The following is a 22,125-nucleotide window of genomic DNA, read 5'->3' as shown; positions in this document are numbered from 1 at the left end:
CTAGGAACGGGCGGGTTACAGCAGGGTGGCGAAGGGGATCTCCGTGCGTGGTGACCAGTACTCGTCGATGCCGTACCGGCCCGAGCTCTCGGTGTCGGCCGAGAGGCGGCCCTCGGAATCGAGCGGGGAGATCTGCGAGACGGGGACTGCCGTCGCGCCGAGAACGACGTAGGAGCTGAGGTACCGGGGCCCGCGGGTCACGTTGATGACGTTGTTGTTGTGACGCACCCTCGCGTAGTGCATGACGTAGTCCGCGCAGCGCTTGGCGGAGCAGTCGAAGAACGCGTCCCTTTCCTGTTGCTACGAGTAGATCGGCAGCCCGTACTCGTACCCGATCTTTCCTCGGTCCCCTCTCAGGAAGGTGACCGTCATGCGCGGCACGACGAGGTCGAACGGTGCGTCAACGGGGATCGCGACGACCCGCTCCATGTTGAAGTCGGCTCCGGGCCCGATCCAGGCGCCCGGCGAGACGACCGTGCCGGTATCGAGCGTCCGGTACGCGGTGGGCCGCACGCGGGGCTCCGTGTTGACCCTGGCCTCGGCGTCGGCCCGTCGTTCCTCCGGCTTCAGGTCGGTCTTCTTGGCGTCGAAGACGGACTCCCGCCCCTTGATCCAGTAGACGCTGGTGACGATGTATGCCGGAACGGCCCCGTCGTTCGCCACGCGGAACTTCACCGGCAGGTAGACGAGCGGCCGTTTCGGGTCCGTTCTCGGTGTCCCGAACTTCACCTCCACGGCGAAGTGGAAGACCGCTGTTTGGGGCTGGTACAAGGCCGAGTACGCGAAGTTCGCCGACGTCAGCAGGGCGGTGGCGACCACGCCCGCGGTAAAGCTCTTCGGATGGGGAATCCCCTTCCAGGCCCGCTCCCGGCAGACCACCCACCCCGCCCACAGGGACCAGAGCGCGAGGGCGAGGAACACCGGCAGGTACGGCGTCCACTCCCGTTCCTGGAACCACACGATCAGCAGCAGGGCCTGCGTCGCCACCGCGATGAGGACTCCCACCAGCACCAGCGGGGCCGCGTACGTCAGCGTCCGCTTCCCCCAGTAGTCGAACACCGCGAGCGCCGCGACCCCCTGCACGGCGCCCGAGAGCACCAGCAGCACGCCGGTCAGGCGCCCCGAGAAGGTCAGCGCCCCCAACGCGTCGACCATACCGACACGGGCCAGGAGCAGCATGGACGCGAGCAGCCCGGCGGCCAGCAGCGCGATCGTGCCGCGCCGGCGGGCCGGGTGGTCGGGCCAGGTGGCGGAGTCCGCCCCGCGCCAGGTTATGGAGGCCCGGTCCTCCAGGTCCACGTCGCGCGGCAGCCCCGCGCGGCGGAGCTGCCTGCGCAGATCGCGTCGCGACCAGGCGGCGCCCGCGGGCACGCCGTCGATGTCCACCGCACGCAGGCCGCGTCCGTCCGGCGCCTGGACCACCACCCTGCGCGTACTCATCGACCCAGGCTCAGGGCCCTGCCCACCGGCCGCACCCGGGGTTACTCCACCCGCCGAAGGCCTACGCCCCCTGCGTCTCCCAGCCCTCCGCGTAGACCGTGGCCTCGCTGACGGCGGTGTCGCCCACCACAAGCCGGATCACGGCCGCGTCGAGGGCAGACGGTACGGAGGGCGCCATGCCGACCAGCGGGATGCCGGCGTAGTTGGTGCCCATCCTTGCCGTAACACCAGTGGGGAAGTCGCCGATCCGGCCTGCAGGCATCGCGCCGTCGAGGGCGGCCGCCACCTGGGGCGGGCTCGTCCCGCACCGGAGCGGGCCCATCCCCGGCCGAAGGGCTTGCGGGCGGCGACGGCTAGGTGGTGGGGAGGAGGTCGGCGACGAGGGCGGCGAATTCGCTGGGGTCGAGGATGCGGATGCCCAGTTCTTCGGCCTTGGTGCGCTTGGATCCGGCCTTCTCGCCCGCCACCAGGAGGGTGGTGCGCTTGGACACCGACGACGATGCCTTTCCGCCGGCCCGCTCGATCAACTCGTTCATCTCGTTCCGGGACAGCACCGCAAGGGGGCCGGTCATGGAGCCGGTTACCACGACGGCCTGGCCGGCCAGCGGGCCGCCCGCCTGGTCCCCGCCGGCGGTCGCATCGGTTGCGGGCGGCTGCGGCTCGGTGACCTGCGTGCCTACCTGCTGGGCCTGGAGCTTGTCGAGGAGCGGGGCCAGTTCGACGAGTTCGGCCTCGATGACGCGGGCCTTCTCGGTGCCGATGCCGTCGACCCCGGCCAGCACGTCCGCGTCGGCGGCCCGGATCGCGGCCATCGAGCCGAAGTGCGCGGCAATCCGGCGGGACATCGTACGCCCGGTGCCGCGGACACCGAGGGCGCAGAACACGCGGCTCAATGCGGCCCCGCGGGCAGTCTCGATCGCGGCCAGGAGGTTGGCGGCGCTGGTCTCGCCCATCCGCTCCAGACCGAGGAGCTGCTCGCGGGTCAGCGTGAACAGGTCGGCTACGTCCTTGACCAGGCCGGCCTCCACCAGCTGGATCGCGCGCGTGTCGCCGAGACCTTCGATGTCGAGCTGGTCGCGGCCGGCTGCGTAGATCACCGAGGCCACGGCCTGACAGCTGCGGCCGCGCACGCACCGCCACCGCTGCTCGGAGGTGTCGATCGCGTCGCCACAGCGGGGACACGCCTCGGGGAAGACGATCGGGCTCTCGGCACCGGTGCGCTGGTCGAGCAGCGGTGCCTCGACCCGGGGGATCACGTCGCCGGCCCGGTAGACGAACACCTGGTCGCCGATCATGAGCCCGCGACGGGTGATATCGGACGGATTGTGGAGCGTGGCGTAGGTGACCGTCACCCCGTCGATGACCACGGGCTCCAGGACGGCGCGCGGGGCGATGATCCCCGTCCGGCCGACGTTCCACTCCACCGCCAGCAGGCGCGTCACCTTGTGTTCGGCCGCCAGTTTCCGGGCCACCGCCCACCTCGGGGCGCGCGAGCCGTTGCCGGCCTGCCGCTGGTCCTCGGCCGTGTCGGCTTTGACGACGACACCGTCGATCCCGAACGGCAGGTCTGCGCGCATGCCGGCGATCACGTCGATGCGCTCGTGCACCTGCTCCACGGTCTCGCAGCGCATCGGGGCGGCGGCCGTACTGGCGGCCGTGTTCGCGCCGAGCGCGGCCAGGTTCTCCAGCAAGGCGACGTGGCCGAGGTCGTTCAGGCCGATCGCGCTGTAGGCGAAGAAGGTCAACTCGATCCGGTAGGGGCGGTCCTTGGCCCGCAGGGTGCCGGCCGCTCCGCTGCGCGGGTGCGCGAAGGGCGTGGCCTCGTGGGCGAGCCGGATCCGGTTGGCCTCCTCGAACTGCGCGGTCGTCAGCAGCACCTCGCCGCGCAGCTCGACGTCGATCGGCTCGGTGAGCATCGGGGGCAGACCGAGGACGGCGTCGGAGGCGTGGGTGATGTCCTCGCCGGCCAGGCCGTCGCCGCGGGTGAGGACCTGAACGAGCCTGCCACCCCGGTACCGAGCGGCGACCGCGAGGCCGTCGAGCTTCGGCTCCACACACCACCCGGCCACAGGGCGCCCCAGTCGCCGTTCCAGCCCTGCGACCCACTCGGCGAGCTCGTCGGCGTCGAAGACGTTGTCGAGGGAGAGCATGGGAACCGAGTGCGGCACGTCTCCCTGTACGGCCCCGCCCGCCACCTTCCCGGTCGGCGACTGGGCAAGCACCTCGTCCGGGTGGGCGTCCTCGTAGGCCGCGATGGCGCGGAGGAGCCCGTCGTATTCGTCGTCACCGAGCGGGGTGGTCCCGTTGCCGTAGTACGCGGCTGACGCCGCCACGGCGGCGGTCACGGCCTCCGTGTAGGCCGCAGGGGAAAGCAGGGCGCTGTTTTCGGTCATGCAGGTCATCATGCTGCCCCGCACTGACAACGCCGCCGGAGCTCGCCTTGCCGCAGCACGCAACCGAGCCGCCCTGCGGCACAGGGGGGAACGGAAGTGCCGGTGAGTTAACCTGCCCACATGCGCAGACAGTTCACCGGCTGGCCTGAGCAGGCGATGGACGTGTTGTGGCAGCTCCAGGGCGAACCGACCCACGCGACCCGCGAGCGCTGTCGCGCGGACCGTGAACGCCTGGTCCGGCAGCCGATGATCGCCCTGCTCGACGAGGTCGCGGACGCCGACTCCCGATACGAGGACTTCTCCGTCTGGCACTACCGCACCGACTCCTGGTGGTGGCAGCACCAGAGCGCGGTGATCCGGCTCGACCGCAAGATCGAGATCGGTCTCCGGTTCGCCCTGGACGGCCTGCGGATCCAGGGCGCCTGGTGGTACCCCGATCCCGGTCAGGTGGACAGGTTCCGCAAAGCCGTGGCCTCCGAGGGGAGCGGCCGGGAACTGTCCGCCATTGTCGAGGACGTGCGGAAGAAGGGCTACGACATCTCCGGGGACGTCATGAAACGGCCCCCGCGCGGCTATCCGACGGACCACTCCCGTACGGACCTGCTGCGCCACCGATCTCTGATCGCCGCGCGTCCCCTCGGCTGCGAGGAGTGGCTGCACACCCCAGAGGCGGTCGACCGGGTCCTCTCTGCCGCCGCAGACCTGGACGCCCTGCTGATGTGGCTGGTCCGCCACGTGAAGCACGGCTCCTGACAGCCCGGCCTTGGGGCTACGGGACCGCTCCCCCGCTCAGCGGTCCTGAGAGCGGTACGCGCGCATCGCGAGCGGCATGAACACGGCGGCGATGCCCGCCGCCCAGACCAGGGACCACAGGATCGGCCGGCCCGCGGGGGTGCCGAGCAGGAGCCCGCGGAAGGCGTCCGACAGGTGGGTGACGGGGTTGACCTCGACCCATGCCTGGAGCCAGCCCGGCATCGTGTCGACCTGGGCGAACGCGCTGCTGGTGAAAGTGATCGGGAAGATGAAGGTGAAGGCGTACACCTGCACCTTCTCGGCGTCCCCGGCCACCATCCCGATGAGCACCGCCGTCCAGGAGACGGCGGCGGCGAAGATCAGCACCAGCACGGTGCCGCCGAGGAAGCCGCCGATGCCCCCGGTGACCTGGAAGCCCAGCAGCATGCCCAGCGCGACCATCAGGACGATCGCCCAGAGCTGCTTCGCCAGGTCGGCGGTGATCCGCCCGAAGAGCGGCGCGGAGCGGGCGATGGGCAGGCTCCGCAGCCGGTCGAAGACCCCCTTCGTGAGGTCGGAGTTCAACGACATGGCGGTGTACATGCTCATGAAGAGGGTGTTCTGGACGATGATCCCCGCGAGCGCGTACTGGAGGTAGTCGCGGGGAGTACCGGACATCTGCCCGCCGAAGACGTAGGTGAACAGGAACACGAACATGATCGGCGTGATGCTGTAGTCGACGAGTTCCAGGGGGTTGTGCTTGACGGAGACCAGGCTGCGCCACGCCATCGTGGCGGTCTGCCGCACGGCCGCCAGCGGGCGCACCCGGCCGCCGCGGCCCAGGGTGTCGGTGATGGTCATGGAGGTCATGACGGGCTCCCCGCGTTCACCTGCCGGGGGTCTCCCGCACCGGCATCTGCATCTCCCTCGGCGTCTGCACCGGCTTCGCCCCCGGGGCCGCCGGCCTCGGCTCGGTGTCCGGTCAGGACCATGAACACCTCGTCGAGGGACGAGCGCCGCAGGGTGATCTCGCCGACCTCGATGCCGGCCTGGTCCAGCCGGCGCACGACGCTCGGCATGAGCGCCGGGTCGTTGACCGGCGCGGTGATCCCGTCGCCCTCGATCTTGGTCTGCGGCCCCGCCACCTCCGTGATCAGCGCGTGCGCCGCGCCGAGATCTGCCGGGCGGGTGGGGCGCAATTGCAGCACCTGTCCGCCGACCTGCGACTTCAGCTCGTCGGGCGTGCCGTCCGCGATCACCGTGCCCTTGTCGACCACGACGACGTTGTCGGCGAGCCGGTCGGCCTCGTCGAGGTACTGAGTGGTCAGCAGGGTGGTCATTCCCTCCGCGACCAGGACGCGCAGCATGTCCCACACCTCGCCGCGGCTGTGCGGATCGAGTCCGGTGGTCGGCTCGTCGAGGAAGAGGATCTGCGGCCGCCCGACCAGGCTGGCCGCGAGGTCGAGACGTCTGCGCATGCCCCCCGAGTACGCCTTGGCGGCGCGCCCCGCCGCGTCGGTCAGGTGGAACCGGTCGAGCAGCTCGGCCGCCCGGGCGCGGGCGTCTGCGCGCGGCATGTCGAGCAGCCGCCCGATCAGCAGCAGGTTCTCGGTCCCGGTCAGATTCTCGTCGACGGCGGCGTACTGGCCCGTGAGACCGATCAGGGAACGGACCCGCCCCGGCTCCCGTACGACGTCGTACCCGCCGACCTCCGCCCGCCCGCCGTCGGGGCGCAGGAGCGTGGCGAAGATGCGGACCGCCGTCGTCTTGCCCGCGCCGTTGGGACCCAGCAGCCCGCACACGGTCCCGGCGGGAACCTGGAGATCTACCCCGGCGAGGGCGCGTGTTTCCTTGAACCGCTTGGTCAGGCCTTCTGCCTGGATCGCGTGCTTCATCAGATTCACCTCACCCTCCCCACTGTGACCCACGCCACTGACAGTCCGCCTGCCGTGGGGCCGGTGCCGCGACCGGGGCAAGCGGATCAGCATCCGAACCTCCGCAGCAGCGCCCCCGCAGGCCGGCCGGGCCAACTGCGCCCGCAGCCGGTTCGCGGCCCGCCCCGTGTCGTGCATCTCACGCACTGGGGCGGGCGATTCGCCGCTCGGACGGCTCAGCACGTGAGGATGACGCCGCGCGTTTCGGCTCGTATACGGGCAGGCTGTGGGCGACGGTGGACCTTCCCTGCACCATTCGTGTTCCGAGGAGGCCCGTCATGAACTGGACACTCGAAGTGGTTCTGGTCCCTGTCACCGACATGGACCGGGCGAAGGAGTTCTACGCGGACAAGGTCGGCTTCACTGTCGACCTCGACAGCGAGGTCGCGCCCGGCATCCGCATCATCCAGCTGACCCCGCCCGGCTCACGCTGTTCGATCGCGCTGGAGCACGGGATGCCCCCGGCGCCCGGTGCGCGCCAGATGGCACCGGGCGCGCTGCAAGGCCTGCAGCTCTGCGTCACGGACATCGAGGCCGCGCGTGAGGAGCTGACCGGGCGCGGCGTGGAGGTGTCGCCGGTGCGGCACATCGGCGAGAAGGGCTGGGAGGACGGCAAGGGCGACACCTGGAACTCCTTCCTGACCTTCACCGACCCGGACGGCAACGGCTGGGTGGTCCAGGAAGCACCCTCGGAGCTGTCGGAACGCTGACGGCTCCGACGACACCTCCGATTCGGGCCCCCTGGCCGGGCGGGGGTGCTTTCGTACGCCCGACTTCGTGGCGGGACCGTCCGGGCCGGGTGACGCGTCAGCGGTTCGGTGCCGGGTTCGGCTGCGTCGGGGCCGGGTCCTGTTCCCGGATCGCCCAGGGGGATCCGTACGCGGTGAGCAGGTCGAGGAAGGGGCGGGGCGGGAGGGCCTCGGGGCCGAGGACTCCGGCCCCGGACCATACGGAGGCGGCGAGCAGCTCGAGGGCCACCACCGGGTTGACGGCGGTCTGCCAGACAACGGCCTGGGAGCCGTACTCGCGCATGGACCACTGGTTGTCGACCACGTGGTAGAGGTACACCTCGCGCGGCAGGTTGTCCTTGGTGCCCTTGACCCAGGTCCCGGCGCAGGTCCGGCCGGTCATCCGGTCCCCGAGCGTCGCCGGGTCGGGCAGGGAGGCCGCGACCACGTCGCGCGGTGAGACGCGGACCGGGCTGCCGTCCTCGCCGCGGACGGTGACCGGTTCGGTGGAGTCCAGGCCGAGCGCGTGGAGGGTCTTGAGCTTGCCGATGAAATCGTCGCCGAGGCCGTACTTGAAGGTGACCCGCCGGGCTCCGACCCAGCGCGGGATCAGGAGGACCTCCTCGTGTTCGACGTTGACGCACTCCACGGGGCCGATGCCCTCGGGGAAGTCGAATACCTCCGGCTCGCTGAACGGTTCGGTGGTGAACCAGCCGCGCTCGCGCTCGTACACCACGGGAGGGTTCAGGCACTCCTCGATCGTCGTCCAGATGTTGAAGGACGGTGCGAAATCGTAGCCCTCGACGGTCAGATCGGCCCCGTCCCGGATGCCGATCTCCTCGATGTCGTCGAAGAGTTCCTCGGCCGCGTAGCGGGCGAAGACGTCCGAGAGACCGGGCTCGACGCCCATGCCGACGAGCGCGAGCCGGCCCGACTTCTCCCACTCCGCGGCCCGTTCGAACTGCTCGTCGCCGAGCTTCACCCCGCACGCGCCGTACGGGTCTCCGGGGTGCGGGCGGGACAGGGACATGGCCATGTCCACGTAGTGGGTGCCGGCCGCCAGCGCGGCGTTGAACAGCGGCATCACGAACCGTGGGTCGGTGGCGTTCATCAGGACGTCGCACCCGTGCTCGGTGAGCAGCCGGGCGATCTCCTCCTCGTCGGAGGCGTCCGCGCGGCAGGCGCTGAAGCGCTGTTCCGCCGCGCCCAGGGCGGCGACCGCGGCCTCGGCGCGGGCCAGGTCGTAGTCGGCGACGACGAAACGGTCGACGAAGCCTCGGCGGGCGGCGATCTTGGCGATCGCGCTCCCGACACCGCCGGCACCCACAAGCAGAACACGCATGGCGAAGTCCTCTCTCGTTGGGGCGTGTGCCCCAGGGGGCTGATGGAACCGCCTGCCAAGAGTTAAGGTCAATGCCGTTGGCATAAGGCTACGAACGGTCCAGGGGGCGAGTCCGCGATGCCGAAGGACGTGGTTCCGGAGGAGGCCCGCCGGCGGCGGCGTCCGACCCGGCAGGGCACGGTGCTCTCCGAGCGGCTGATCGTCGAGACGGCGCTGCGCATGGTGCGGGAGCACGGAAGCGCGGGCCTGACCGCCCGACGGCTCGGCGCCGCCCTGGGCGCGGACCCCAGCACCCTCTACCGCTACTTCGACGGCATGGACGGGCTCACTCTCGCCATCGGTGAGGAGCTCATCGGCCGGGCTCTCGCCGGCTGGGTCCCTACCGGGCGCTGGCGCGAGGACCTGCGCTCCCTCGGCCTGCGCATCCACGGTGCCTACCTCGCCCATCCGCAGGCCGCCCTGCTGACGGCGAGCCGGGTGACCGGGCGACCCCGGGAGATCGCGGCCGACGAGGCCATCCTCGGCAGCCTGCGCGGCGCGGGGTTCGCTGACGAGGACGCCGTGCGGATCTACCACGCCTACATCGACCAGTGTCTGGCCTTCGCGGCGCTCGACGCGGGTTCCCTGGCGCTGACGGAGCAGGCCAGGGAGTCCGACGAGGAGCGGTGGGAGTCGACGTACGCCCGCCTGCCGGCCGGGACGTACCCGAACATCGCTGCCACCGCCGGACTCCTCGCAGCCCGGATGCCGCACAGCGCCTATCCGGTCGCGCTGGACATGCTGCTGGAGAGCGCCGAGCGTGAGCTGGCGGGCGCGGGCGGGGGTGCGGGCGGGAGCGCTCGCCGCCGCCCGACGGCCGACCGGCCGGGCCGTGAGGGCGCCGGGCTCTGAGTAGCTGTTGTCGTACCGAGAGGTTCGCTTGGTGGTCGAACGAGGGTTCCCGGTCGGGTGGTCTTCCGGTGGCACGGGCATGAAGGCAGGGCCTCCTGCGCAGCTCGTGGGTGTCGAATCCATCCGAGCAACAGGAGGCCCTGTTGTCTTAGCAGTCTTCCGTGCCGATGCCCCCGGGGTCCAACTGGGTTGCCCGGTCGTGTGATTGCCTCGCTCATCAGTACGGGAACGCGGCCGACCGTGCCGAGCGTGTGCCCGTCTATCCCTCCGACATGACGGATGAGGAGTGGGCGGCGGTATGCGATCAGCTGCCCGTGCCCGCTTGGATGAACGGGAAGGGCGGACAGCCGGAGGGCTACTGCCACCGGCAGATGATCGACGCGGTCCGCTACCTGGTCGACAATGGCATCAAGTGGCGGGCGATGCCGGTCGATTTTCCCGCGTGGGACCGGGTCTATGCCTTCTGGCGGCGCTGGCGCGACAAGGGGCTGATCACCGAGTTGCACGACCGGCTGCGCGGGAAGGTCCGCGAGAGCGAGGGTCGTGCCCCGGAGCCGACCGCCGCGGTCATCGACTCGCAGTCGGTGAAAGCAGCCGCGTCGGTGCCGGTCGCCTCACGCGGCTTCGACGGCGGTAGGAAGATCAACGGGCGCAAGCGGCACGTCATCGTGGACTGTCTAGGCCTGCTGCTGATGGTGCTGGTCACGGCGGCCGACGTGACCGACCGGGATGCCGCCTGCGGCATGCTGGAACGGCTCCGCGTCCGCTACCGGAAGATCCGCCTGGTGTGGGCCGCCGGCGGCTACACCGGCCGCCTGGTCGACTGGGCGAAGGAGACACTCCGGCTCACCCTTCAGATCGTCAAACGCACCGACGACATGAGCGGGTTCGTGGTGCTTTCACGCAGGTGGGTGGTGGAGAGGACGCTGAGCTGGCTGGTGCGCTCGAGGCGCCTTGCCCGGGACTACGAGACCCGGACCGAAAGCAGCGAAGCCGCCGTCCTGTGGTCGATGACCATGCTCATGGGACGCCGCCTCGCCCGCCGCCGGAGCCGAAACGTCACCCGGCAGCCCGCCTCGGCGTGAACACCCCGGGACGCTCCTCGGCCAGCCAGCCCCGCTCCACCAGCCGCTTCACCTTCGACCGCACCCCCTCGACCTTCGCCGACACCGCTTCCAGGCCCAGCCGTGCGGCCAACTCCCGCGCCCGCAACCCGGATCCGCCCGCCTCCGCCTCCAGCACGCCCACCAGCCGCTGGTAGTCCGGCGCGAGCACCTCCATCGTCAGGCCCACCCGCCAGTGCGGCACCACCGACCCCGCCACCGGGGCCTCGGCAACGGCCGGCGCCGACTCCGGCGGGTGGTCGGCCTCCGGCTCCGGCCCGGACAGGGCCTCGGCCAGCTCCACGCGGGCGATGGCCCGTCGCTCCAGCACCGCCTCCGCCTTCGCAAGCTCGGCCAGCACCCGCTCCGCCTCTTCGCGGAGCTCTTCGACCCGAACTTGCGCGGCCGTCTCGCGCGCTTCCAACAAGCCCATGACCGAAGCCATCGACAACCTCCGTGTCATAACCGACAGACGTGACGGCCCGACTCTTCCTCGATGCCACGGAGTTCATGCCTGACCAGCGGAAACCCACCGATCGAGTCCGGAAAGACAACGGCTACTGAGGGCGCCGCGCCGTTTCGCGCCGGACGTGGCACCCCGGATGGTCCGCGGTGCGGGACCGCGTCAGGCAGGCCGGGGCGACGGGCGAGCCCTCCACGGGCCTCCACGGGTCCATCATTCCGGCCATGCGCTACGCCTATCGGCCGACCTTGGGCGCACATCGTTCTGCCCGACCCGATCGACCTACGATCAAGGAACTTGGCCGCGTCGACTTCTGAAGCCGGAGACCTCCTCCATGCCCATAACGCCTCCCGCGGCCCTGGAAACGGAGAGATTCCACGCCTACGGCGCCCGCCACGTGGACGAGCTCAGTCGACGGTTCGCGATTCCGGACCACATCTCCCGGTCCATAAAGTCACTCGCCTCCGTTCTGCCGTTCCGCGTGAACGAGTACGTCCTCTCCCAGCTGATCGACTGGGGCAACGTTCCGGACGACCCCATCTTCCAGATGGTCTTCCCCCAGAGCGGGATGCTCCGGGTCGAGGACGAGCTGCGGCTGGCCGGCCTCGTGGACGATCCGGGCGCGAGGAAGGAACTCCGGCTCGCGGTCCAGCAGATCCGAGGCGGCCTCAACCCCCACCCGTCGGGCCAGAAGCAGCTCAACGTCCCGACCCTGGACGGGGATACGGTGCCCGGCCTGCAACACAAGTACCGCGAGACCGTCCTGTACTTCCCCGGCCAGGGACAGACCTGTCATGCGTACTGCACCTACTGCTTCCGATGGGCACAGTTCGTGGGGGACGCCGACCTGCGCTTCGCGGCCCCGGCACCCGACGGCCTCGTGGACTACCTCGGCCGCCACCCCGAGGTCGACGACGTCCTCGTCACCGGCGGCGACCCGATGATCATGTCTACCGAGCGGCTGCGCAGCCACCTCGGCCCCATCCTGGGCGTGCCCAGTGTCCGTACCGTCCGCATCGGTACCAAGTCGGTCGCCTACTGGCCCCAGCGGTTCGTCACCGACGCGGACGCCGACGACGTGCTCCGGCTCTTCGAGGGCGTCGTCGCATCGGGGAAGAACCTGGCGCTGATGATGCACTTCACCCACCCGCGAGAGCTGGAGTCCGACCTCGCCCGCCGGGCCATCGCCCGGATCCGGTCCACCGGCGCCCTCGTCTACTGCCAGGCGCCCCTGGTCGCGCACATCAACGACGACCCGCGGACCTGGAGCGCCCTGTGGCGCGCGGAACTGGCCGCGGGCGCCATCCCGTACTACATGTTCGTCGAGCGGGACACGGGCCCGTACGAGTACTTCAAGGTGCCGCTCGCCCGTGCACACGACATCTTCCGGTCCGCCTATCTGACCCTGCCCGGGCTCGCCCGCACCGTGCGCGGGCCGGTCATGTCGGCCACACCCGGCAAGGTGGTCGTCGACGGAGTCACCGAGACCGCCCAGGGCCGCTTCTTCCAGTTGCGCATGCTCCAGGCCCGCGACCCGCAGCTGGTCGGGCGTCCCTTCCGGGCCCACTACAGCGAGGACGCCGCCTGGCTGGACGAACTCGAACCCGACCACGACACACCCTCCGACATCGCCGCGGCCCTGCGGCTCGGTGCGTAGCGTCCATCCCCGACGGTCCGGATCGGGCGAAGATCGGCGGCCGGGCACCTGCCGACCTGCCGACCGCGTGAATTTCGACGGGTCTTGTTCCGATTGATGGCGCATTCCGTCAGCGGCATGGTGGGCTGGCGTGGGTTCACGGTTCGTGCGGCCCCCACTCGCTTGGAGAGCGATGGTGACCGTGGAGAACGCGACGATGCCCGGCCTCATCGAGGCACTCTTCGCGAAATGGTCCGGTCCTCAGGGCCAGGACCTGCTGCGTGAAGGAGCGAAGATCGTCCTCCACTTGAAGGAACACGGACCGCTGCCCATCGAAGTCGCCGACGCGATGCTCCCCGACGCCGAACGCGCCCGGGGAATCGGCATGGTCCAGTACTTCCGGACCGCAAGTACGACCTCGAAATGGACGGCCGGGGCAACATCGTCGGCGCCGGCTTGTCGCTCATCGCCAACTCCCGGCACACCGCGGAGATCGACGGAACCCTCTTCCACCAGTGGTGCATGGCCGACGCACTGATGTTCCCGATCATCTTCAAGACCCGGTCGCCGGTCACCACCACATGCCCCGCCACGGGGCAGCGGATCACACTCACCGTCACACCGACCGGGATCGAGGAATCCTCCCACCCCGGCGCCTGGTTCACCCTGGCCCCCGGGACCGGAGGCTCGGTCCGCGTCCGCTTCTGCGACCGAGTCAACCTGTACGCCGACCAGGCCTGGACCATCTCCAACGACCTGGCCAACCTGTTCTGACCTGCCCCGGCCCGACCACCGCCACCACCGCCGCCGTCGTCGTCGTCCGTGACGCTGTGGAGGCCGGCCACCGGCGCGGGGGTTGGCCCCTGTTCGGGGGCATGCGTGGCGACCGGCGGCCCCACCTCCTGGCCGGGCGTCCTTGCGATGTTCAGAGTGCCCGGTATGTCCGCTACCGCACGTACTACCGCTCAGCGATACCCCGAGCGCGTCACCTACGACCGTGACGCCGTCTACGCCATCCTCGACGAGGCCCTCGCCGTCCACGTCGGCTTCGCCACCGAGGACGGGCCGGTCGTCATCCCGACCCTGCACATGCGCGAGGGCGACCAGCTCCTCCTGCACGGCTCCGCGTTCGGACGCTATCTTCGGCAAGGCCACCCCCATCGAGGACCCGGCCGAACGCGCCGACGCACTCGCCCGGGTCGTCGAGAGCGTCGTCCCCGGTCGCCTGGACGGGCCCTACGCCTCCCGCCGCCCCAGCGTCGAGGAAGCCCACTACACCGCGTGCCTCACCCTGCCCATCGAGGAGTTCTCGATGAAGGTCCGCACCGACTTCGCCCGCGACGAACCGTGAGCGCCCCAGAACCGCAGCGGAGCGTCGAGCGAGGTGGGCAGCTCGCGCGGGGCGGCCTCGACGATGCCGGTCCAGTCGCCGACTGACCACTGGGGGCCGAGGCACTTGGCCCCGAGGGGGAAGAGCGGCCCGAGGCCCTGCATCAAGCCGGGCCCGAAGGGCGGAGCGGCCTGGGAGGAGAACAGCGGCGGAACCTCCAGTACCGCCCCATGGACACCGCCGGGCTCCGCGTAGGCGGCCAAGTAGGCGGTGCAACGAATCTGTCGGCGCGGTCGGCGGCGACCCGGCGGCGGCCGTAGGCCGGACGCCTCCCCGCGGGCCGCCCACCAGCGGAAGGGCCCAGCACGTGTACGGGAGCGGTAGAGCCCTCCAAGTAGATGTTTATTGCGGTGTCGCGTCTGGTTTTTGCGCAGGATCATAAACTTCCTCCATGCGGAGTCGTAGCGTCCCGGGTTGAGCACCTCTGCTCTCCGCCGATCGAGCCGCAAGGACGTGCGTGCCCGTGCCCCAGACCCCGCAGAGCCATCCCGCGACACCCCGGCAAGTCCGGTCCCTCAGACGGCGGGCCGGCGCCGTCTTCCTGGCCCTCTCCCTCACCGGAACCGCCGCACTGACCGCCCTGACCTTCGGCGCCGCCCCCGCGGCGCACGCCGCCGGGGTGCCCGCGCCCTCGCCGATCGGCATAGCCGGGCGGGGTGCGAGCGTGCCGTTCACCGAATTGGAGGCCGAGTACGCGGCCACCAACGGCACGTTCATCGGCCCCGACAGGCTCTACGGGAGCCTCCCCTCGGAGGCCTCCGGCCGGCAGGCCGTGACGCTGAACGCCGTCGGCCAGTACGTCGAGTTCACCCTGACCAAGCCCGCCAACGCGATGTCGCTGCGTTACAGCCTCCCGGACACCGGCGACGGGAAGGGGCGCGACGCGACGCTGGACGTACGGGCCAACGGCCAGTCGGTGAAGACCCTTCCCGTCACCTCCAAGTACAGCTGGTACTACGGCGGATATCCCTTCAACAACAACCCGGGCGACACCAACCCGCACCACTTCTACGACGAGTCCCGCACACTGCTCGATTCCACCTACCCGGCCGGCACCAAGATCCGCGTGCAGGTGACCTCGACCGCGCAGTCGCCCACCTTCACCATCGACCTCGCCGACTTCGAGCAGGTCGCCCCGGCCACCGGCAAACCCGCCGGGGCGCTCGACGCCGTCGCCGACTTCGGCGCGGACCCGACCGGCGCCACCGATTCCACGGCCCGCATGCAGGCCGCCGTAAACGCGGGACAGGCGCAGGGCAAGACGGTCTACGTCCCGCCGGGCAGCTACACCCTCTACGACCACGTCGTCGTCGACGGGGTCACGGTCCAGGGTGCGGGCCCCTGGTACTCCGTCTTCGGCGGGCGCGACCCGGTGAACCGCAGCCACGCCGCCGGCTTCTACGGAAAGTACGTCCCCGGCGGCGGCTACACGGGGCCGGTCCGGTCCCACGAGGCGAACGGACCGAGCAGGAACGTCACCCTCAAGGATTTCGCGATCATCGGCGACATCCGCGAGCGCATCGACGACGACCAGGTCAACGCCCTGGGCGGGGCCATGAGCAACTCCACGGTGGACAACCTCTGGATCCAGCACGTGAAGGTCGCCGCCTGGATGGACGGCCCGATGGACCGCTTCACCATCCAGAACAGCCGCTTCCTCGACATGACGGCGGACGGCGTGAACTTCCACACGGGTGTCACGAATTCCCGTGTCACCAACACTTTCGTGCGCAACGCGGGTGACGACGGCCTGGCCTCCTGGCCCCAGGACAAGCCGAACATCAACATCAGTTTCGACCACTACACGGTCGTCCTGCCGATCCTCGCCAACAACATCGCCACCTACGGCGGCAAGGACTTCACCATCTCGGACAACGTCATGTCCGACACCATCAGCAACGGTGGCGGCCTGCACATCGCCAACCGCTATCCGGGGGTCAACTCCGGCAAGGGCACCGCGGTGGCCGGCACCATCACTGCCGCGCGCAACACCCTCATCCGCACCGGGAACAGCGACTTCAACTGGAACTTCGGGGTCGGCGCGATCTGGTTCTCCGGCCTGAACGAGGCCGTGCAGGGCGCCGCCATCAAAATCTCCGACACGGACATCCTGGACTCCTCGTACGCGGCGATCCACTCGATCGAAGGGCCGATCAGCGGGGTGGAGTTCACCGACGTCAACATCGACGGGGCCGGGACCTACGCCATCCAGGCGCAGTCCAACCTCGCCGCGAAGTTCACACGCGTCACCGCCAAGAACATCGCCCAGTCGGCTACCCCGATCCACAACTGCATAGGCGCCGGCCTCCAGATCACCGATGGCGGCGGCAACTCCGGCTGGAACACGGGGCAGACCTGCTCCGGATTGTGGCCCGCCCCGGTGTGGGCCAACGGCGGTGTTCCCAGCAATCCGACCACGCCTCCCACCACCCCGCCGACGACACCACCCACTACCCCGCCGAACGGCAATCTCGCCCAGGGCAGGCCTGCCACCGCCTCCTCGGCCGTCCAGTCGTACACGGCATCGAATGCCGTCGACGGCAACGCCTCCACCTACTGGGAGAGCAACGGATTCCCGCAGACCCTGACGGTGGATCTCGGCGACACCAGGCGGATCGGCACGATCACCCTCAAGCTCCCGCCCTCCTCCGACTGGGCCACGCGGACCGAGAACCTCGCGGTGCTCGGCTCCACCGACAACGCCGCCTGGTCCACGCTGCGCGCCCCCGCAGGCGTCACCTTCAATCCCGCCTCCGGCAACGCCGCGACGCTCACTCTGGACCCGGCCGACGTCCGCTACGTGCGGCTGAACATCACCGGCAACACCGGCTGGGCTGCGGGACAGGTCTCGGAGTTCGAGGTCTACGCAGCTGCCGACGGCACCCCGACGACGCCGCCGACCACTCCTGCACCGACCACGCCGGCGCCCGGCACCAACCTCGCGCGGGGCAAGAGCGCGACGGACACGACCCACACCCAGGGTTACGTGGCCGCCAACGTCACCGATGGGAACGCCGGCAGCTACTGGGAGAGCAACAACAACGCCTTCCCCCAGTCACTCACCGTCGACCTCGGCGCCACCCAGACCGTCGGCCGACTGGGGCTGAAGCTCCCCGTCATCTGGGGCACCCGCGTCCAGACCCTCTCGGTGCTCGGATCGACCGACAGTGCGGCCTGGTCGACGCTCAAGGCTTCCGCCGCCTACACCTTCACCGAGGGATCCAACACGGTCACCGTCACGCTTCCCGCGTCCGGCGTCCGCCACCTGCGCCTGACCGTCACGGGCAACACCGGCTGGCCCGCGGGCCAGCTGTCCGAACTGGAGGCGTACACCTCCTAGCACGTCCGCCCGCCGCACCCCGACGGCCGGCCCGGGCTCCCCTCCGGGTCGGCCGACGTCGCCGACAGGCGGCGGCCGGTTTCCGCCAGGGAGTAGGCAGGCTGCTCCCCGCGTTCGGACCTGGCACGACCGGCAGGTCATGCCCTACTTCACCATCCGGTTCGCGGCTGACGCGCACGTGTGGGGCGCCCGGCACGTCGAGGAGGGTGGTGGACGCCCAGGGCGCCGACAGCAGGGGCGGTCCTGTCATTGCCTCGGCGCCAACTTGGCATCTGAGAAAGGGAGTCGATGCGACGCGGCCCCGTCCGTTGTACCGCGCCGCGACGGCGGGCACCCGACCGTCGTCATGCCCGACCGCGCCATACCCCTCGCGCGGGTGGCTGCCGCGGGCCCCGCCGCGGCACGACGGCGACGGCAGGGGCGACGTACTCGGACGCCTCCCGAACGGCGACATGTACCGGTACACCTCAACGGGCAACGCCGGCACCGCGACCTTCACCGCCCCGGTGAGGTTCGGAACCGGCTGGAACATCTACAGGAACATGACCTGAGACACGCGGCCGCCCGGCGGCATGCGTGGGCCCTGTCAGCAGGTCTTTCTGTACGGGAGGTCCGGGAGGTAGGTGCTCCAGTCGGTCCGGGAGAGTCCGGCTCCGGCACGGGTGCAGACGGAATCCGCGAGTCGGGCCGGGGCCACCTGGTGGGTGCGGACGGCGCTGTGTTCGCCCGCGCTGTGCAGGGCCTGTCCGTCGGGAGAGAAGGCGACGGCGACGATCCCGTCGCCGGGGGTCGGAAGCGGCAGACCCAGAGGTCGGCCCGAGTTCACGTCCCAGAGCCGGAGCGTGCCGGAGGCGCCCGCCACGGCCAGGGTCCGGCCGTCGGGGGAGAAGGCCAGGGCGGTGACGGCCTTTGCGGAGTCGAGGCCGATCGCGTCGAACCGGGCCGGGAGGGTGGCCACGCGGCGCTCGGCCTCCCCGTCCCACAGAGTGACCCCGCCCGTCGTGTCACCGACCGCCAGGCGGGTGCCGTCGGGGCTGTAGGCCATCACCCCGGCCCGTTCCGTGGTGAGGCCCCGTTCGGTGCGTCGGCCGGTGGTGACGTCGAAGGTGTCCGAGGACGTCGCGAGCAGTCGGCCGTCAGGGCGGACCGCGATCGGGGCGGCTCGGTCGCTCCGCGGGCTTGCCACGGAGCCGGTCCGGTCCTTCGTGAGGTCCTCGGGTCGGATCCGGCGTCCGCTCGCCACGTCCCGGACGTCCAGGGCGTCAACGCCCGCGCGCGTCGTGAGCAGGGACCGGCCGTCGGGCGAGACGGCCAGTCCCGTGATGGGCATCCGGGCGGCGAACGGCGGTTCCGGGTCGGTGGGGAGCGGGCGGGCCGTGTTCGCCGACAGGTCCCACAGAGTCGGCTCCTGGGCGGTCTCCCGCTGTCCGTCCCCGGAGCCGGAGCCTTCGCCGAAGCTGGTTCGGGCGTGGGCGAGGGTCCGTCCGTCGGGGGTGAGCGCGAGCAGGACACGGCAGTCGTGTCCTGCGGGCGCTCCGGTGGATCCCGGTACGTCCTTCGGGCAGTCGGCCGGCGGGGTGCGGGCGGTGCGCCGGCCGTCGGCGACGTCGTACGCCTCGAACCAGGTACTGGCGCCCTGCCGGCGGTCGACCGCGACGGTCGCGGCGTCCGCGCTGAAGGCGCCCGTCGAGGCCGGTTCGGGGTTCCAGTCCGGAGTCGTGGCCGGTCCGTAGGAGATCGTGCGCACCATCGTGTCCCCGAGCCGGCGTTCGGTCAGGTATCTGATGACGCCGTCCTTCGGGTCGATCCGGAGCTGGGAGGCGGCCCCGTTGGCGAGGGAGTACCGGAAGACCGGCCGTTCAGGCGAGGCGAGCCGCCACATCAGGATCTCCCGGCCGTCGAGGGCCGCGGCGAACCGGCCGTCGGGGCTGGTGGTCACCTCCGTCAGGCCCGGGTGGTGGATCCGGGCCGGTTCCCGGTCCGTGACCGGGTCCCACAGGCTCAGGCCGCCCGGCGCCTGGGTCACGAGGACGGCGCCGTCGCCGGTGAAACGGAACGAGTCGACGGCACACGCGCCGGGTCGGGCCGCGGGCAGCTCCGTGCCCCGGGCCACGTCCCAGACCCTCAGGGGCACGTCGGCCCGTTCGAAGGAGTTCGGCGCGTCACCTCCCCTGGCGCACAGGGCCAGGTGGCGTCCGTCCGGGCTGAGTGCCCACATCGGATGCCGCCCGGTCGGCACCTCCAACAGGGTGCGGCCGCTTCGTGCGTCCCGGAGCGAGAGCCGGCCGACGGCACCGTCCATGTCCAGGTTGGCGAGGACCTGTTCGGCGGCTGTCCAGGCCACCGAGGGGCCCGCAGGACGGGGCACGGCGTCGAGCGCGGTCCCGGACGCCAGATCCAGTCGACGCGCCCCGAGCCCGGATCCGGGCTCCGCCTTCTTCCCGGGCCCCTGCACCAGGGCGGTGCGGCCGTCCGGGGAAATCCCGCGGAACAGAGCGTCCCGGTCCAGGGCCGTCTCCGGTCCGACCGCCGTCCTCTTCGTGACGTCCCAGGCGCGTACGGAGTCCACGTCGGCGGTGACCGCGATCCGGCCGTCCGCGCTCAGCCGGACCGGGAGCGCGGGGTGGGAGTCCCAGGGCCCCGCCTCATCCGGCACGTCGTAGGCGTCGGATTCGGCCTGGGCGGACGCCGCGAGCAGCGCCGACCGGGTCTCGGAGGTCTCGGCGAGCCGCCAGGCGGCCACGCTCAGCCTCATGGCCAAGGCGGGGTCGGAGCTCCGCAGGCCCTGGGCTACGGCCGCCAGCTGGCCGGCGGCCAGTTCCTCTCCCTTGACCCGCCGCATCTCGGCGTCGACCCGCTGCCGGACGTTGTCGCGCCCCTGCTGCCAGGCGGTCGTGCTCGCCACCGTGAGGAGGACGAGGAGGAGGGCGACGACGGTGGTCACGCCGCGACGGATCCGACGCGTGCGGGCCCGGGACGCGAGACCCGCGCGCAGGAACTCCCGCTCTGTCGGAACCAGTTCGGCGGAGCGGCCCGTATCGTCCGCGAACGTGGCCTCGGCCTCGGCCAGTTCCCCTCCGCGCAGGAGCGCCCCGGCGTCGCGTCGCCGGGTCAGCCAGTTCTGGGTTGCCTGGGTCAACCTGCGGTGGCGTCGCAGCCGTTCGCGGTCGGTGTCGATCCAGCCGCGCAGCCGCGGCCACGCGGTGATCAGGGCCTCGTGCGCCAGGTCCACGACGTCCCGGTCCAGGGTGACGAGCCGGGCCCGGGCCAGCCGGTCCAGCACGGCCCCCGCCTCGGCGGCCTCCGGCGCGTCCGGGGGCACGAGGGTGTCGCGGGGTACGGGCCGACGGGTGTCGGGGGCTCCGTCGCCGGGGGTGATCAGGTTCAGCAGGAGACGACGCGCGACGGGGGCGCGGTCGGGCCCGAGCTCCGCGTACACCTCCTCGGCGGTCTGGGTCAGGGCGCCTCGCAAACCTCCGGCCGCCTCGTGTCCGGCCAGGGTCAGCGTGCGCCCGCGGCGGCGCCGCCAGGTCTCCAGCAGGGCGTGGGAAAGCAGCGGAAGGCTGCCGGGTTCGCGGGTGACCTCTTCCACGAGCCGGGCCGTGAGGGCGCGTTCGACGGTGAGGCCGGCCGCTGCCGCGGGGCGCACGATCGCGCCGCGCATCTCCTCGGCGGTCAGCGGGCCCACGGAGAGGGTCGCGGCTCGGGCGGCCTCGGCCAGGGCGGGGTGGGCCAGGCAGTTCGCGTAGAAGTCGGCGCGCACGGCGAGCACCACGCGGATCCGGCTTCCGGGGTCGCGGGCGGCCAGGAGGGCCGCGAGGAAGTCGCGTCGTTCGTCGGGGTCCGCGCAGAGGGTGAAGACCTCCTCGAACTGATCGACGATCAGCCATGTCTCGCCGTCTCCGGCGGCCGGGGTGAGCACCGGCGCGTGGGTCCGCATCGGGTGTTCGCCGGGGGTGAGGACGCGCAGGGCGGCGGCGGGTGGCAGCGGCGGTGCGGAGCGGCGCAGCCGCGGGACGAGACCGGCCCGCAGCAGGGAGGATTTGCCGCTGCCGGAGGGGCCGAGGACGACGGCGAAGCGGTGTTGGGCGACCAGGGCCGTCAGTTGGTCGGTCAGGCGTTCCCGGCCGAAGAACACCGACTCGTCCTCGGGTTCGAAGCGTGTCAGGCCGCGGTAGGGCGGAGTGCCGCCGCCGTCAGCACCGGGCGAGAGGGAGGCCAGGGCTTCGGCCTGGGCCTCGGCTTGGGCCTCGGCCTCGGCCTCGCGCCACCGTCGTTCCCACTCCGTCCGGGCGGCGCCGCAGACCTCGGCGTAGGCAAGCGTCACGGGCAGGCTCGGGAGCCGGTTCCCGGCGGCGGCCTGGGAGAGCGCCGTCACCGAATAGCCGGCCCGCGCGGACAGTTCCCGGTAGGGGACGGAGCCGGCCGCTCGGCGCAGGGCGCGGAGCTCACCGGCGAACCGGGCGGTCGGACCAGCCTGTGGATCGAGCGCCTTCTCCGGCCTTCCCACACCACTTCGCATGCTGCTCCCCTCCCCCGGGGTCAAGATCTTTTCCACCGTAGGAGGGGGCATCAGCAGCCACAAGGGCCTCTTCAGCCACGGAAAACAATTGTTCAGCCCCCCGGATCAGGGCTGCTGAACAATCCGCGAGCCGGTGGACTGCTGCCGTACCCGGTCGCCGCACGGCCCGGACGGCTCGCTCCGCCCACCTCCGCACCTCCCCCAGGGGGCG

Annotated in this window: 17 protein-coding genes and 1 pseudogene; 8 read left to right on the top strand and 10 right to left on the bottom strand. The window is 71.1% G+C overall.

The window, feature by feature from the left end; genetic code table 11:
• Positions 1-15 precede the first annotated feature (15 nt).
• From AC061S_RS14620 to ligA, 4 genes are all read right to left on the bottom strand, one after another.
• Positions 16-243, bottom strand: coding sequence for a hypothetical protein (locus tag AC061S_RS14620; RefSeq protein ID WP_478686351.1), 228 nt, complete (start codon positions 241-243; stop codon positions 16-18).
• Between the two features lie 57 nt (positions 244-300).
• Complete coding sequence (locus AC061S_RS14615; protein WP_478686350.1) at positions 301-1,440, bottom strand: hypothetical protein; 1,140 nt, start codon at positions 1,438-1,440, stop codon at positions 301-303.
• Between the two features lie 61 nt (positions 1,441-1,501).
• Positions 1,502-1,654 (bottom strand): hypothetical protein, encoded by a 153-nt coding sequence (locus AC061S_RS14610; protein ID WP_478686349.1) that lies wholly within the window; start codon positions 1,652-1,654, stop codon positions 1,502-1,504.
• Positions 1,655-1,793: 139 nt separating this feature from the next.
• Positions 1,794-3,842 carry an NAD-dependent DNA ligase LigA gene (gene ligA, locus AC061S_RS14605; protein ID WP_478686372.1) on the bottom strand — a complete coding sequence of 683 codons (2,049 nt, stop codon included), beginning with the start codon at positions 3,840-3,842 and terminating at the stop codon, positions 1,794-1,796.
• Between the two features lie 111 nt (positions 3,843-3,953).
• Between ligA and AC061S_RS14600 the strand changes: the two genes are divergently transcribed.
• The gene (locus AC061S_RS14600) at positions 3,954-4,586 is read left to right on the top strand and encodes a DUF2461 family protein (protein WP_478686348.1); all 633 of its coding nucleotides are present in this window, start codon (positions 3,954-3,956) and stop codon (positions 4,584-4,586) included.
• 36 nt (positions 4,587-4,622) lie between these two features.
• Here AC061S_RS14600 and AC061S_RS14595 read toward each other — a convergent pair whose 3' ends face one another.
• Positions 4,623-5,435 (bottom strand): ABC transporter permease, encoded by an 813-nt coding sequence (locus AC061S_RS14595; protein WP_478686347.1) that lies wholly within the window; start codon positions 5,433-5,435, stop codon positions 4,623-4,625.
• Positions 5,432-6,460, bottom strand: a complete 1,029-nt coding sequence (locus AC061S_RS14590; protein WP_478686346.1) for an ATP-binding cassette domain-containing protein — start codon at positions 6,458-6,460, stop codon at positions 5,432-5,434. Before AC061S_RS14590 ends, AC061S_RS14595 begins: the two co-directional genes overlap by 4 nt.
• A 317-nt stretch (positions 6,461-6,777) precedes the next feature.
• Here AC061S_RS14590 and AC061S_RS14585 point away from each other — a divergent pair, with 317 nt between their 5' ends.
• A complete protein-coding gene (locus tag AC061S_RS14585; protein ID WP_478686345.1) occupies positions 6,778-7,209 on the top strand; it encodes a VOC family protein in 432 nt (143 codons plus the stop codon).
• A gap of 97 nt (positions 7,210-7,306) precedes the next feature.
• Here the strand turns inward: AC061S_RS14585 and AC061S_RS14580 are convergent, their stop codons facing one another.
• Positions 7,307-8,569 carry a saccharopine dehydrogenase family protein gene (locus AC061S_RS14580; protein ID WP_478686344.1) on the bottom strand — a complete coding sequence of 421 codons (1,263 nt, stop codon included), beginning with the start codon at positions 8,567-8,569 and terminating at the stop codon, positions 7,307-7,309.
• 117 nt (positions 8,570-8,686) lie between these two features.
• Here AC061S_RS14580 and AC061S_RS14575 point away from each other — a divergent pair, with 117 nt between their 5' ends.
• The gene (locus tag AC061S_RS14575; RefSeq protein ID WP_478686343.1) at positions 8,687-9,460 is read left to right on the top strand and encodes a TetR/AcrR family transcriptional regulator; all 774 of its coding nucleotides are present in this window, start codon (positions 8,687-8,689) and stop codon (positions 9,458-9,460) included.
• Positions 9,461-9,732: 272 nt separating this feature from the next.
• The gene (locus AC061S_RS14570) at positions 9,733-10,545 is read left to right on the top strand and encodes an IS5 family transposase (protein ID WP_478686342.1); all 813 of its coding nucleotides are present in this window, start codon (positions 9,733-9,735) and stop codon (positions 10,543-10,545) included.
• Here the strand turns inward: AC061S_RS14570 and AC061S_RS14565 are convergent.
• Positions 10,520-11,008, bottom strand: a complete 489-nt coding sequence (locus tag AC061S_RS14565; RefSeq protein WP_478686341.1) for a hypothetical protein — start codon at positions 11,006-11,008, stop codon at positions 10,520-10,522. The two genes, AC061S_RS14570 and AC061S_RS14565, sit on opposite strands and share 26 nt — an antisense overlap.
• 352 nt (positions 11,009-11,360) lie before the next feature.
• Between AC061S_RS14565 and AC061S_RS14560 the strand changes: the two genes are divergently transcribed.
• The 3 genes and pseudogenes from AC061S_RS14560 to AC061S_RS14550 all read left to right on the top strand — a co-directional run.
• A complete protein-coding gene (locus tag AC061S_RS14560; RefSeq protein ID WP_478686340.1) occupies positions 11,361-12,683 on the top strand; it encodes a KamA family radical SAM protein in 1,323 nt (440 codons plus the stop codon).
• Between the two features lie 402 nt (positions 12,684-13,085).
• The gene (gene merB / locus AC061S_RS14555) at positions 13,086-13,436 is read left to right on the top strand and encodes an organomercurial lyase (protein ID WP_478686339.1); all 351 of its coding nucleotides are present in this window, start codon (positions 13,086-13,088) and stop codon (positions 13,434-13,436) included.
• Between the two features lie 147 nt (positions 13,437-13,583).
• A pseudogene (locus tag AC061S_RS14550) lies at positions 13,584-13,796 on the top strand (pyridoxamine 5'-phosphate oxidase family protein); the annotation flags it as partial.
• Positions 13,797-13,934: 138 nt separating this feature from the next.
• Here AC061S_RS14550 and AC061S_RS14545 read toward each other — a convergent pair.
• Positions 13,935-14,255, bottom strand: a complete 321-nt coding sequence (locus AC061S_RS14545) for a hypothetical protein (RefSeq protein ID WP_478686374.1) — start codon at positions 14,253-14,255, stop codon at positions 13,935-13,937.
• A gap of 260 nt (positions 14,256-14,515) precedes the next feature.
• On the opposite strand from AC061S_RS14545, the gene AC061S_RS14540 reads away from it, so the two are divergent.
• Positions 14,516-17,392 (top strand): discoidin domain-containing protein, encoded by a 2,877-nt coding sequence (locus AC061S_RS14540; protein ID WP_478686371.1) that lies wholly within the window; start codon positions 14,516-14,518, stop codon positions 17,390-17,392.
• Positions 17,393-17,978: 586 nt separating this feature from the next.
• Here the strand turns inward: AC061S_RS14540 and AC061S_RS14535 are convergent.
• The gene (locus AC061S_RS14535) at positions 17,979-21,914 is read right to left on the bottom strand and encodes an nSTAND1 domain-containing NTPase (RefSeq protein WP_478686338.1); all 3,936 of its coding nucleotides are present in this window, start codon (positions 21,912-21,914) and stop codon (positions 17,979-17,981) included.
• Positions 21,915-22,125: the final 211 nt, after the last annotated feature.

It is taken from the genome of Streptomyces sp. CA189 (assembly GCF_056428985.1).
The sequence above is the reverse complement of the archived record's forward strand: the minus strand, read 5'-3'. Positions and strand labels throughout refer to the sequence as shown.